Raw genomic sequence first — 12562 nt, 5'->3', positions numbered from 1 at the left:
GCCTTGGCGTTGGGTCTAGTGTGGCTTGCTCACTGGTCTTGAAAAAGTGCCAGATCCGGCGGATTGTCTGGTACCAGTTGAGACCTGTGGAGCCCGTCATGGAACCCCTGCTGGCCTTTCCCCTGGACATCCCGCCGCGCGGTCGGCTGCACGCCCTGCATGGCCAGCTGCGCTGCGCCATCCTCGATGGCCGGCTGCGAGCCGGCCAGCCGTTGCCTTCCACACGATCCCTGGCCGAGTCGCTGGGTCTGTCACGCAATACCGTGGTCTCGGCTTATGACCGCCTGCTCAGCGAAGGCTATCTGGCGGCGCGGCACGGCGCGGGTTACCGGGTCGCGGCGGTCGTACCCTCGCGCCACGCGTCCCCGCACGCAACCGGCGGCGATCCGCGCCTGCATCCGCGCTGGCGCGACGTCGCCATGCCCAGGCCGATGAGCGAACTGCCGCCGATGCGCCATGATCTGCGCGCCTGCGTGCCGGACGCTTCGTATTTCCCCTATGAGGTGTGGCGACGCTTGTCGGCGCGGGCGCTGCGCGCCTTGTCGCGCGAGCCGGCGCTGTACGACTCGGCGGTGGGACGCCGTGCGCTGCGTGAGGCCATCGCGGGCCACGTTTCGTTCGCGCGCGCGGTGAGCTGCAGCGCCGAGGACATCGTGGTGACCAACGGGGCCCAGCATGCCTTCGATCTGCTGGCGCGCATTCTGGTGGCGCCCGGGGAAACCGTGCTGGCGATGGAGGATCCAGGCTACGGGCCCGTGCGTCGCCTGTTCGAACTGGCCGGCGCCAGCGTGGCGCCGGTGCCGGTGGACGATGAAGGCCTGGTGGTGGAGCGCATACCGGCGAACGCCCGGGTCATCTACGTGACGCCATCGCACCAGAGCCCGCTGGGCATGGTGATCTCGCCGGCGCGGCGCCACGCCCTGCTGGCCTTCGCGCGCCGCCATGGCGCGGTGGTGATCGAGGACGACTACGACAGTGAGTTCCGCTACGGCGGTCGCCCGCTGGATGCGCTGCAGACGCTGGATCGCGACGGCGTGGTGTTCTACGTCGGCACCTTCTCCAAGAGCCTGTTTCCGGCCCTGCGCCTGGGCTATGTGGTATCGCCGCCATGGGCGCTGGCCGCGCTGGCGCGAGCCCGCCAGCTCAACGACTGGCACGGCGATGTCCTGGCGCAGGACACGCTGGCGCCATTCATCGCCGAGGGCCACCTGGCCCGCCACGTGCGCAAGATGCGGCGCATCTATGGTGAACGCCGCCAGGCGCTGCTGGATGCACTCGCCCGCCACGTCGGAGACGCCCTTGAACCAATACCCGCCGAAGCCGGACTGCATGTGGCGGCGCGGCTGCGCTGGCCGGTCGCGGCCGGCACGGTGGTGGCGGAGGCGGCGCGGCAGGGCCTGCGCATCGAATCGCTCGATGACAACGCCATCGGCGATAGCGCGCCCCATGGCCTGCTGTTCGGCCTGGGTGTCCTGCCTGCGGAAAGCATGGATGAAGCCGTGCGTGTGCTGGGCCGGGTGCTGGAGGCGCACCGTCCCACCTGAACTCCTCATCACCTCTTTGGAAGGCGCTCCCAAAGGGGGCTCAATCCGGGTTTCGCACCCAGTCGAGATAGGCCTCGAGCCCCTGAGCCACCGGCACGGCGATCAACTCGGGCAATTCATAGGGATGCAGCGCCAGCACACGTTCCTTCAGCACGGCGAAGCGCGCCGCGGTGGTCTTGATCATCAGCAGCTCCTCGCCGTCGGTGACCACCTCGCCCTTCCATCGATAGGTGGACTGCACACCGGGCAAGCGGTTGACGCAGGCGGCCAGGTCCTCGCCCACCAGGGCCTCGGCCAGGGCCTTGGCGCTGGCGGCGTCGGGGCAGGTGCAATAGCAGATAAGAACGGGATCAGGCATCGGGCTTGGGCGACATCAGTCCGTACGTGGCGAATTTTTGCAGCACCTGCGTGACTTCACCGTCAGTCAGCAGCGCCGGCGTGCCGATTTGCAGCGCCAGCGCGTACTGGCGGGCAAGCGTCTCCACCTCCACCGCCCGCCACATTGCCTGGGCGAGGCTGTTGCCGACGGCCAGCATGCCGTGGTTGGCCATCAGGCAGGCCAGGCGCCCGTCCAGGGCCTGCAGCACCGCGTCCGACAGCTCCTGGGTGCCATAGGTGTGGTAGTCGGCGCAGCGGATCGAGTCGCCGCCACCCACCGCAATCATGTAGTGCGCCGCGGGAATGGACCGGCGGCACATGGCCAGCGCCGTCGCATAGGGCGGGTGGGCGTGGACCACCGCAGCCGCGTCCGGGCGGGCGGCATAAATGTCGCGGTGGAAGCGCCATTCGCTGGAAGGGCGCAGGCGGTGGGCATAGCGACCCAGCAGGTCCACCTGCACGATGTCGGCCGGGGTCAGCGCCTCGTACGGCATGCCGCTCGGGGTGATCAGAAAACCGTCGGCGTGGCGGGCACTTAGGTTGCCCGAGGTGCCCTGGCTGAGGCCGGTGATGGTCAGCCGCCGGGCCTGGGCGACGATTTCCTCGCGCAAGGTGTGTTGGTCGTTCACGGGTCCTGGGTCCACAGATTCGGCCTGGAGGCATGGTTACCCGTGCCTCCGGCCCTGTCGATAGGCCGGCGTTCGGCGAAATTCCGCTCTTGAAAGCCCGTGGGGGCTCCCCCATTGGAATAGTCAGCCAACGGAGTGGCCCTCTTGCAGGGGGGCTTTGCGTCGTTAGAATTGGCACTCACCTACCGGGAGTGCTAACAACGCGCCAGCAAGGGCGTCGCTCCGGGGTCCCATTTTTGATTCACCCATCCAACCAAGCTGGAGCCCATCCATGAGCAAACTGCGTCCGCTGCACGATCGCGTCATCGTCAAGCGTCTCGAAGAAGAGCGCGTCTCCGCTGGCGGCATCGTCATCCCCGACAGCGCCACCGAAAAGCCGACCCGCGGCAAGGTCATCGCTGCCGGCACCGGCCGCATCCTGGAAGACGGCAAGGTCCGCCCGATGTCGGTCAAGGAAGGCGACACCGTGCTGTTCGGCAAGTACGCCGGCCAGGAAATCAAGATCGACGGCGAAGAGCTGGTCTTCCTCAAGGAAGACGACATCGTCGCGGTGATCGAAGGCTAAGCGCCTCTCCCGCCCCTCTTCCCATACACACGCATTTGAAGGAATAGAACATGGCTGCTAAAGAAGTCCGCTTCAGCGAAGACGTTCGCGCCCGCATGCTCAAGGGTGTGAACACCCTGGCCAACGCCGTGAAGGTCACCCTCGGTCCGAAGGGCCGCAACGTCGTCATCGAAAAGAGCTTCGGCGCCCCGACCGTGACCAAGGACGGCGTGTCCGTGGCCAAGGAAATCGAGCTGGCCGACAAGTACGAGAACATCGGCGCGCAGATCGTCAAGGAAGCCGCTTCCAAGACCTCCGACGTCGCCGGTGACGGCACCACCACCGCCACCGTGCTGGCCCAGGCGTTCATCCAGGAAGGCCTCAAGGCCGTCGCTGCCGGCATGAACCCGATGGACCTCAAGCGCGGCATCGACCAGGCCGTGTCCGCCGCCGTGGCCGAGCTGAAGAAGCTCTCCAACCCGACCGCCGACGACAAGGCGATCGCCCAGGTCGGCACCATCTCCGCCAACTCCGACGCCGCCATCGGCGACATCATCGCCACCGCGATGAAGAAGGTCGGCAAGGAAGGCGTGATCACCGTCGAGGAAGGCTCGGGCCTGGACAACGAACTCGACGTCGTCGAGGGCATGCAGTTCGACCGCGGCTACCTGTCGCCGTACTTCATCAACAACCAGCAGTCGCAGCAGGTTGAACTGGACGACCCGTTCATCCTCATCCACGACAAGAAGGTGTCGAACGTCCGCGAACTGCTGCCGGTGCTCGAGGCCGTCGCCAAGGCCGGCAAGCCGCTGCTGATCGTCGCCGAGGAAGTGGAAGGCGAAGCGCTGGCCACCCTCGTGGTCAACACCATCCGCGGCATCGTCAAGGTCGCCGCGGTGAAGGCTCCGGGCTTCGGCGACCGCCGCAAGGCCATCCTGGAAGACATCGCCATCCTCACCAATGGCCAGGTTGTCTCCGAGGAAGTGGGTCTGCAGCTTGAGAAGGCCACGATCAACGATCTGGGCCGCGCCAAGCGCGTGGTGATCACCAAGGAAAACACCACCATCATCGACGGCGCCGGCGAAGCCGAGCGCATCCAGTCGCGCATCAAGCAGATCAAGGCGCAGATCGAGGAGACCTCCTCCGACTACGACCGCGAGAAGCTGCAGGAGCGCGTGGCCAAGCTGGCTGGCGGCGTGGCCGTCATCAAGGTCGGCGCCGCCACCGAAGTCGAGATGAAGGAAAAGAAGGCCCGCGTCGAAGACGCCCTGCACGCGACCCGTGCGGCCGTTGAAGAAGGCGTGGTCCCGGGCGGCGGCGTCGCCCTGATCCGTTCGCTCAAGGCCATCGACGGCCTGAAGGGCCAGAACGCTGACCAGGACCTGGGCATCGCCATCACCCGTCGCGCCCTGGAAGCCCCGCTGCGCGCCATCGTCGCCAACGCCGGTGACGAGCCGTCCGTGATCCTCAACAAGGTGAAGGAAGGCAACGGCAACTTCGGCTACAACGCTGCCACCGGCGAGTTCGGCGACATGATTGCCTTCGGCATCCTGGACCCGACCAAGGTGACCCGTTCGGCACTGCAGTTCGCCGCCTCGGTGGCCGGCTCGATCATCACGACCGAAGCGGCCGTGACCGAAGTGCCGAAGAAGGAAGAAGGCCATTCGCACGGTGCGCCGGGCGGCATGGGCGGCATGGGTGGCATGGACTTCTAAGTCCACGCCCTCCAGGCATCGCAACATGAGAAAACCCCGCCTCGCGCGGGGTTTTCTTTTTTGGCGCTGACCAAGGTCGCCGTCGCCTGCGGTTGCAGAGCGGTTCGCACGCGTGTTCATTCCATGCGCCCCGCAAGGCCTTAGCCACCGCGCCATTCACGGCGCGAGCAGGGGCATGGCGAGTACGCTTCCAGCCCGCTGATTTCCGATCCCCAACGAGAGGCGCCCATGACGACCTTGCTGCTGATACGCCACGGCGAAGTCACGGGTATCAATCCCCCGACCTTTCGCGGCAGGCAGGACCTTGCCCTGACCGAGAAGGGCTTGCGCCAGGCGGATCTGACGCGCGACTTCGTTCGCCAACATTGGTCGCTCGACAAGATTTTCTGCAGCCCCTTGTCACGTTGCGTGCGAACGGCCAACACGCTGGGCGCGCCGTTCCGGCTGGAAGCCAACCCGCATGCCGGCCTCATCGATATCGATTACGGCGGCTGGGGAGGCATGCACGTGGCCGATGTCGAGCAGCGTTGGCCGCGTGAGGCGCGGCTTTGGAAGGTTGCGCCGCATCGATTCCGAATTCCCGGTGGCGAGTCGATCCAGGAGGTGGCTGCGCGGACTACCGATGCGCTCGCGACCATTCTCGAGTCACATCCCCAGCAGACAGTCGCGGTGGTCACGCACGACAGCGTGATCCGTGTGCTGCTGTGCCATGTCGCAGGGCTGCCGCTGTCCAGCTATTGGCTGTTCCAGCCGTCGCCTTGTGGGGTGAGCGTCGTGCATGTCGAGGACGGATTCACCATGCAGGGCGTCAACAGCACCGGGCATCTGGCGAGCGCCTGAGCAAAACTGCCGGCGTTTCCTCGGCCGATCGCTGGCGCTCAGCGGCGCAGGTCTGAACCGCGCCGTTCCCGCTTGGTCGCATACATCGCCGCGTCGGCCTGGGCGAGCAGCGCTTCCGCGTCGCTCGCGTCGCTGGCGGCAATGATCACGCCGATGCTGGGGCCGGCGTACTCGATGGTCGGTCCGTCCAGGTGGAAACGGCCGGTGGTGGCGGCCAGCAGACGTTGGTGCAGGATGCTGGCGGTATGGGTGGCCTCGGTGCGCGTCGGGCTGGACAGCACCACGAACTCGTCGCCTCCCAGGCGCGCCACGAAATCGCCGCTGCGCAACGCAGATTGGAGCCGTCCACCGATGGCGGTGAGGAAGCGATCGCCGGCGTCATGGCCGTACTCGTCGTTGATGGCCTTGAAGCGGTCGAGATCGACGAACGCCACCATGAGTGCGTGGTCGCCGTGGGCCATGGCGGCGAGCCGCCGGCCCAGCTCTTCCATCAGCGCGCGGCGATTCGGCAGCTGGGTCGTGGCGTCGGTGAGTGCGCTCACCGCGAGGGTGTCGTTGGCGTGCTGCAGCTCCTGCACCAGCCGTTCGCGCTCGATCTGCTGGCCAATCAGCCGCGAAAACATGTGCAGCACCTGCTCGGCGCCGTCGGCCAGCGGCTTGCGCTCGTCACTGGCGGCGCACAGCGTGCCGTACAGCGAGCCATCGTCCATGCGTACCGGCGTGCTGGCGTAGGTGGCGATGCCGAGGGCGCGCGCGGGCGCAGAATCGGCCCAGCACTGGGCGACATCGTCCGTGTAGGGGCGGCCTTCCTCGAGTGCACGCTTGCACAGCGTGCCTTCCCACGGTACCGCCAGTCCTTCGGGAATCTGCAGTTGGCGCGTATTGCGCGCAAACAGGATGTGCTGCACGCCCGCATCCATGTCGATCGTGGTCAGGTAAGTCGATTCCAGCCCGGTCGCCGCCTGCAGCAGTTCCAGCAACGGACGCACCAGTTCTTCCAGCGAACGCGCACGGGTGACCGATTCGGCGAGCAGGCCGACGAAGTCGGAACGGGTCGGGCTTGGGGGCGGCGTCAGCGTGATCACGAGGGCATCCAGCGGCAATGGCATCGTACGGAAGGCCCGTGGGAGCGGGCGTCTGGTGGTCATTTAATCCATGGACGCGGGGGCATGCAACGCGGCCGGGTGGGCGCCGGCAGTTACCATCTTGCCGACAGGCGGAAGCGATTTTCGGGCAGGCATGAAAAAGCCCCGGGAGTTGCCTCCCGGGGCCGTTCGATCGAAGGATCGATGAGGTTTACTGACCGCTGGGCTGCGTGCCTGCCTCGGCCTTGGTGTCGACGCCGGTCTTGGCCTTGTGCGTGGTGTGCTTGGTCGCCTTGTGTGCGGCATGTTCCGTGCTGCTGGCGGCCTTGTCAGCGGTCTTCTCGGTGCTGGCGGCGGTCTTGCCCGCAGCCTTCTCGGTGGTGCTCACGGTCTTGTCGACCGTCTTGCTTGCAGTGTCCTGCGCTGCCGGAGCGGCGCTCGCGCTGACCTCGGCCTTGGCCGCGGGAGCGGTGGTCTGGGCGAACGCGGGAGCGGTCAGGACCGAGGCGGCGGTGACGATCAGAGCGGCAAGCATGGTCTTACGCATACGAGGTAAACCTCCAGTGTGTGGTTGCCGCGGAGGCTTTGCTTCGCGGCTGGGATTGAAGCTAGGCCTGCGCTGCTCTACCGAAGCTGAACGAAACCGGCTCCCTTTAGCGGCCAGACAGATCGCTGAATCCATGCCTTTCGGTCGCGCGAAAACGTCCACTGCACCGCTTGCATTCCGCGGAAAACGGCAGCCAGCCTCGATCCGTTTGGACGTCCATATGGAAGCGCTACTGGCTGGCGCCGACCGGCTCCGCAAGCCTCGCGTCAACGAAGTCGTCGGAAGGCGCGACTTCCGCAGTCTGCGTGTCCGCCTTGGGCAGCAGCGGATCGAGTTTGCCCTTCATGCGCAGCAGCGCGACGTTGGCCATGTCCTCGTCAGCCGACTGGCCGGCGGCGTCCTCGGGTTCCGCCGGCGCGCCGGGCGCGCGCGTGAGCGCAGCCAGCTGCGGAGCCATGACCTGGGTAAGCGCGAAGTAGGCATCGTCGCGGATGCCGGCCTGCTCCAGCAGGCGGCCGGGAAGCATCCAGGAGGCGAGTGCTTCGCGCCCGGAGGATGGCGGGCGGCGCGGATCGACCAGCAGCCAGGCGCCCGCCTGGCTGAGCATGTCCTTGCCGTCGACGAAGCCGGTCACGCGGTAAGTATCGGTGAGCGCCGGGAGATGATCGCCATAGAACAGCAGCAGGGTGGGGCGCTCGCGCCGGGCAAGCAGTGCGGCGAGCCGGCCCAGTTCCTGGTCGGCGCGTTGCATGTGGTAGAGGTAGTTCTGCAGCTCCACGCGGTTGTGGCCGGAGACGCCGTCGGGCACGGCGATGGCGTCGCGTGCGGCCAGGTCGGCGGGCGGCACGTCATAGGGGCCGTGCGCCTCGATGCTGATGGCGAACAGGAATTGCGGCGGACCGGCGTCCTTCAGCTGTGCCAGGATCTCGTCGGTCATGGCGCGGTCGGCCATGTACTGGCCGTCCATGGCGGCGTCGACCGGGAAAGAGGCGCGCGACACGAAGCGATCGAAGCCAAGCGCGCGGAACGCGGTGGTGCGGTTCCAGAAGCCGGGGTCGTTGCCGTGCAGCGCGATGGTCTCGTAGCCTCGGGCGCGCAGCGCGCGCACCAGGCTGGGCACGACCTTGTGGTTCATCTGCAGGTACGGGAACTGCAGGTCGTCGAAGTAGCGCAGCGACAGGCCGGTGAGCACTTCGAACTCGGTGCGGATGGTGCCACCGCCGTAGGTGGGCACGTGCAGCGGCCCGCTCTCGCCCTGGGCGGCGAGCCGATGCAGGTTGGGCGCGAGATCGACGTGCTCGTAGCCGCGCATGATCGACGGGTCGAAAAACGACTCGCTCTGCACCACCACGATGTCCGGCGCCGCAGCGCCGGCGACCGTGCCGTGCATGCGCTCGCGCAGCGCCGGAACCGCGCCTCCGATCCATTGCTGCGCCGCCGCCGCATCCGGCTTCCTGCGGGCCTGGCCCTGGTGCAGGTGGAACATCAGCAGCGAGCTGACCAGGCCGGAGTGCTCGGCGGTGGCCGTGGCCGACCACGGCTCCAGCCACAGGCGGTGGCCGCCGTAGATCCTCGACCACCCGGGCATGCCGGCCAGCAAGGTGCCCAGCAACGCCAGCAACGCCACGCCGGACGCCAGTCGCCGCCCTTGCGTGCGGCGTGCGAACAGCGGCCGCTCCCGGCGCCAGGCGATGACCAATACGGCGAGCGCCATCAGCAATGCCACGTAGGGCCAGGGACTGGCCGGCAGGTAGCTGCCCAGCAACTTCAGGCCGCCGCGCCGCAGCTGGCCGAGCATGCGGAAGTCGGCAGGCATCAACGGCGTGCTGAGGTTGCGCACCTTCAGTGCATTGACCGCATACACCAGCGCCTGCAGCAAAAAGGCCAGGCTGAAGGAAAGCAGCAGCCGGCGGCTGATCACAAGCAGCGACGCGGCCAGCAGCAGGCCGGGCAGTGCATTGGCGAGCAGGAAGGACGGCTGGCTGAACGCCTGCGCCGGACTCACGCCGATGCCGCCGTCGATCAGTCCGGTGGCCAGCACGAACACGGCGGCCAGCAAGGCGCCAAGCCCGAGGCGAAAGACGATGGAGCGCGCACGCGGCGCGGGCGGAGTCGCTGACATGGACACGGCATCCTGCGTATGGCTGTCATGGCTCGGACACGGGACTGTAATGGTCCGGATCTGAACCAATCGTTGAGCGCAGGACTCGTGTCCACGGGTGTCCGCAAACCGTGCGGCGGGCGCCGAGGGGCGTTCAGGCGCCACGTGCTCGGCAAGCTTCGCTGCAGTGCGGCACAATCAGCCGATGACTGTCATCCAAAGGCCTGCGGAATCCCCGGCGCTGCGCGCGCTGATCGACGACCGCTACAGCGAACTCTCCGCCCGCTGCCGTTCCGTGGGTGTGCCACTGCACGACGATGCCGGCGTCGCCGAGCGCATCCGGCGCACCCTGCTGGCCAGCGACTTCGCCTTCGATACCTGGTTCCGCCAGCCGCAACTGCTGGCGCCGCAGGGCCTGGAGCGGCTGCGTTCGGGCAGCGACGCCAGCGTGCGCGCCGAAGGCCTGAGGCTGTCCGCCGACGAAACGGTTTGCCTGGCCGAACTTCGCCGCTTCCGCCATGCAGAGGCGCTGCGGCTGGTGTTCCGTGACGTCAACGGACTGGATGAACTGCCGGAGACGCTATCGGCCACCAGCGTGCTGTACGAGGTGCTGCTGGCGGCGGCGCTGGGTTGGTCCGAGCAGGCGCTCGCCGCGCGCTACGGCCAGAGTCGCAGCCATGAAGGCGCGCTGCAGCGCATGGTGGTGATCGGTTTCGGCAAGCTCGGCGGCAGCGAACTGAATTTTTCCTCCGACATCGACCTGGTGCTGGCCTATCCGCATAGCGGGCAGAGTGATGGCGCCCGTTCGCTCGACAACAGCGAGTACTTCGTCCGCCTCGCGCGACAGCTGGTGCGCCTGCTCAACGAGCCCACGGTCGACGGTATCTGCGCACGCGTCGACTTGCGCCTGCGCCCGTTTGGCAACGCCGGTCGGCTGGCGCTGCCGTTTTCGGCGATGGAGCAGTACTACCAGAGCGAAGGTCGCGACTGGGAGCGCTACGCGTGGATCAAGGCGCGCCCTGTCGCTGGCGACCGCAATGCCGGCAAGGAGCTACAGGAGCTGCTGCGGCCGTTCATCTACCGCAAATATCTGGACTACACCGCGTTTGCGGGATTGCGCGAGATGAAGTCCCTGATCGACGCTGAAGTGGCGCGCAAGGACCTTGCCGACAACCTCAAGCTCGGCCCGGGTGGCATTCGCGAAGTCGAGTTCGTGGTGCAGCTGATGCAGCTGATCCGTGGTGGCCGTGAGCCGAGCCTGCGCGTGCGCGGCCTGTTGCCGGCGTTGACCGCCTGCGAGGCGCGCGGTCATATCAGTGCTGCCCGCGGTCGCGCGCTGCGCGAAGCCTATGTGTTCCTGCGCCGGGTCGAGAACCGCGTGCAGATGCTGCGCGATGCGCAGACCCACGACATTCCGGAGGATCCGCTGAGCCGTGAGCGCATCGCGCTGGGGCTCGGCCATGAATCGTGGGAAGCGTTGTCAGAGGAGCTAGGGCGTCACCGCGCCCATGTCAGCGAGGAGTTTGCCGAGGTGCTGATGCCGCGCGGTGGCCGCACGGCGAGCGCGCCGGTGGCCGATGTCGCGCTGTGGCAACAGGCTTGCCACGAGTCGCTGGATGCCGGCGTGATGGAGTCGTCGGGCTTCACGCCGGGCGCGGAAGTGGCCGATGCACTGCAAAAACTGGCGCAAGCCGGCGCCGTGCGCGCGATGCCACAACGCACGCGAGAGCAGCTCGACCGGCTGATGCCACAGTTGCTGGCGGTGGCGCGCAACAGCGCGGCGCCGGTCCCGTGCCTGCTGCGCCTGTGTCGACTGGTGCAATCGGTGGCGAGGCGTTCGTCGTATCTGGCGCTGCTGGAAGAGCAGCCCGCCGCGCGCCTGCGCCTGGCGCGGCTGTTCGCGGAGAGCGCGTTCCTGGCTGAGCGCGTGATCGCGCAGCCGCTGTTGCTGGACGACGTGCTCGATCCACGCATTGACCAGCTGCCGCTCAAGCGCGCCGACATCAGCGCCGAGATCACCCGCGTGCTGGCCACGCTGGACGAGCGCGAGCCCGAGGCCGAACTCGAACGCCTCAACGAATTCAAGGCGAGCGTCGCGTTCCGTCTGGGCCTGGCCTTCAGCGACGGCCGCGCCGATGCGGTCGCCACCGCGCGTCGACTCGCGGTGCTGGCCGAATCCATCGTGCTGGCGGTGACCGCGCTCGCCGATCGCGACCTGATGGCCCAGCACGGGCGCCTTCCGGGGCAGGGCAGCGGCTTCGCCGTGCTCGGCTATGGCAGCCTTGGCGGCGAAGAGCTGGGCTTCGCCTCCGATCTGGACCTGGTGTTCGTCTACGACGGTATCCATGCGCACGCCATGAGCGACGGCGCGCGCTCGCTCGAAGGCACGCGCTGGTACCAGCGCTTGGTGCAGCGCGTGATGAACTGGCTCACCGTGCTCACGCGCGCCGGTCGCCTCTACGAGGTGGACACGCGCCTGCGTCCCGACGGATCTAAGGGCCTGCTGGTCAGCAGCCTGGAATCGTTCAACGCCTATCAGAAGAGTCGCGCCTGGACCTGGGAACACCAGGCCCTGTTGCGCGCGCGGCCGATCGCAGGTGATGCGGCATTGCACGAGCAACTCTCCCAGGTGCGGCGTGAGGTGCTGGCCGTGCCGCGCGACCGCGCCGCGGTGTTGCTGGAGGTGAGCAACATGCGCCAGCGCTGGCGTGCCGAGCGCGACCGCTCCGACGCCAACCTGTTCGACCTCAAGCAGGGCCTGGGCGGCCTGCTCGACATCGAGTTCGCGTTGCAGGGCCTGGTGCTGGCCCATGCCGCCGCGCATCCGGCGCTGCTCGCCATCACCGCCAACGCCGGACTGATCGAAGCGTGCCGCAATGCTGGACTGCTCGATGGGCGGCAGGCGGGAATATTCGCCGAGGCCCATGCCGAGCTGCTGCACCGCGCGCTGGCTTGCACGCTGGATTTGCGCTCGCGCATTGCGCCACGTGACGACGAGCTCGAACGGTTGAGCGCCAATGTGCAGACGGTGACGGCGGAATTAGGGTTCACGTTCTGACATGAAGCTTAAAGCGGCGTCGTTCGCCCCCTCAGTCGCGGTGTCCCCTCTCCGTCATTCCGGCGAAAGCCGGAATCCAGTGCCTTTGCTCTTCGCTGAACCGTACACACCCAAAGACGCT

The 12562-nt window shown here is 67.3% G+C and carries 10 protein-coding genes; 5 read left to right on the top strand and 5 right to left on the bottom strand.

Features of this window, described 5'->3' with window-relative positions; translation table 11 throughout:
- Positions 1 to 98: 98 nt before the first annotated feature.
- The gene (gene pdxR, locus DVT68_RS19160; RefSeq protein WP_114826818.1) at positions 99 to 1544 is read left to right on the top strand and encodes a MocR-like pyridoxine biosynthesis transcription factor PdxR; all 1446 of its coding nucleotides are present in this window, start codon (positions 99 to 101) and stop codon (positions 1542 to 1544) included.
- A 40-nt stretch (positions 1545 to 1584) separates the two neighbouring features.
- On the opposite strand, the gene cutA is transcribed toward pdxR, so the two are convergent.
- Entirely contained in the window at positions 1585 to 1902 is a 318-nt protein-coding gene (cutA, locus tag DVT68_RS19155; protein WP_114826817.1) for a divalent-cation tolerance protein CutA, read from the bottom strand.
- Positions 1895 to 2551 (bottom strand): class II aldolase/adducin family protein, encoded by a 657-nt coding sequence (locus DVT68_RS19150; protein ID WP_114826816.1) that lies wholly within the window; start codon positions 2549 to 2551, stop codon positions 1895 to 1897. Before DVT68_RS19150 ends, cutA begins: the two co-directional genes overlap by 8 nt.
- Positions 2552 to 2822: 271 nt before the next feature.
- Here DVT68_RS19150 and groES point away from each other — a divergent pair, with 271 nt between their 5' ends.
- The 3 genes from groES to DVT68_RS19135 all read left to right on the top strand — a co-directional run bounded on the left by groES (position 2823) and on the right by DVT68_RS19135 (position 5650).
- Positions 2823 to 3116 carry a co-chaperone GroES gene (gene groES, locus DVT68_RS19145; RefSeq protein ID WP_019464457.1) on the top strand — a complete coding sequence of 98 codons (294 nt, stop codon included), beginning with the start codon at positions 2823 to 2825 and terminating at the stop codon, positions 3114 to 3116.
- A 50-nt stretch (positions 3117 to 3166) separates the two neighbouring features.
- Positions 3167 to 4810: a chaperonin GroEL gene (groL, locus tag DVT68_RS19140; RefSeq protein ID WP_114826815.1), complete on the top strand. Its 1644-nt coding sequence runs from the start codon at positions 3167 to 3169 to the stop codon at positions 4808 to 4810.
- Between the two features lie 228 nt (positions 4811 to 5038).
- Positions 5039 to 5650, top strand: coding sequence for a histidine phosphatase family protein (locus DVT68_RS19135; RefSeq protein WP_114826814.1), 612 nt, complete (start codon positions 5039 to 5041; stop codon positions 5648 to 5650).
- Positions 5651 to 5688: 38 nt separating this feature from the next.
- Here the strand turns inward: DVT68_RS19135 and DVT68_RS19130 are convergent, their stop codons facing one another.
- The 3 genes from DVT68_RS19130 to DVT68_RS19120 form a co-directional block, all read right to left on the bottom strand.
- Positions 5689 to 6735 (bottom strand): sensor domain-containing diguanylate cyclase, encoded by a 1047-nt coding sequence (locus DVT68_RS19130; RefSeq protein ID WP_233523566.1) that lies wholly within the window; start codon positions 6733 to 6735, stop codon positions 5689 to 5691.
- 211 nt (positions 6736 to 6946) lie between these two features.
- Positions 6947 to 7282 (bottom strand): acid-shock protein, encoded by a 336-nt coding sequence (locus DVT68_RS19125; protein WP_114826812.1) that lies wholly within the window; start codon positions 7280 to 7282, stop codon positions 6947 to 6949.
- A gap of 229 nt (positions 7283 to 7511) precedes the next feature.
- Positions 7512 to 9404, bottom strand: coding sequence for an LTA synthase family protein (locus DVT68_RS19120; protein ID WP_114826811.1), 1893 nt, complete (start codon positions 9402 to 9404; stop codon positions 7512 to 7514).
- A gap of 184 nt (positions 9405 to 9588) precedes the next feature.
- Here DVT68_RS19120 and glnE point away from each other — a divergent pair, with 184 nt between their 5' ends.
- Complete coding sequence (gene glnE / locus DVT68_RS19115; protein WP_114826810.1) at positions 9589 to 12441, top strand: bifunctional [glutamate--ammonia ligase]-adenylyl-L-tyrosine phosphorylase/[glutamate--ammonia-ligase] adenylyltransferase; 2853 nt, start codon at positions 9589 to 9591, stop codon at positions 12439 to 12441.
- Positions 12442 to 12562 lie beyond the last annotated feature (121 nt).

This window comes from Dyella solisilvae (genome assembly GCF_003351225.1).
Taxonomy (GTDB): domain Bacteria; phylum Pseudomonadota; class Gammaproteobacteria; order Xanthomonadales; family Rhodanobacteraceae; genus Dyella; species Dyella solisilvae.
The sequence above is the reverse complement of the archived record's forward strand: the minus strand, read 5'-3'. Positions and strand labels throughout refer to the sequence as shown.

Bases quoted from the DNA above. Each gene is read 5' to 3' on its own strand.
- pdxR (WP_114826818.1), top strand. From the start codon at position 99: ATGGAACCCCTGCTGGCCTTTCCCCTGGACATCCCGCCGCGCGGTCGG.
- cutA (WP_114826817.1), bottom strand. From the start codon at position 1,902: ATGCCTGATCCCGTTCTTATCTGCTATTGCACCTGCCCCGACGCCGCC.
- groES (WP_019464457.1), top strand. From the start codon at position 2,823: ATGAGCAAACTGCGTCCGCTGCACGATCGCGTCATCGTCAAGCGTCTC.
- groL (WP_114826815.1), top strand. From the start codon at position 3,167: ATGGCTGCTAAAGAAGTCCGCTTCAGCGAAGACGTTCGCGCCCGCATG.
- DVT68_RS19135 (WP_114826814.1), top strand. From the start codon at position 5,039: ATGACGACCTTGCTGCTGATACGCCACGGCGAAGTCACGGGTATCAAT.
- DVT68_RS19125 (WP_114826812.1), bottom strand. From the start codon at position 7,282: ATGCGTAAGACCATGCTTGCCGCTCTGATCGTCACCGCCGCCTCGGTC.
- DVT68_RS19120 (WP_114826811.1), bottom strand. From the start codon at position 9,404: ATGTCAGCGACTCCGCCCGCGCCGCGTGCGCGCTCCATCGTCTTTCGC.
- glnE (WP_114826810.1), top strand. From the start codon at position 9,589: ATGACTGTCATCCAAAGGCCTGCGGAATCCCCGGCGCTGCGCGCGCTG.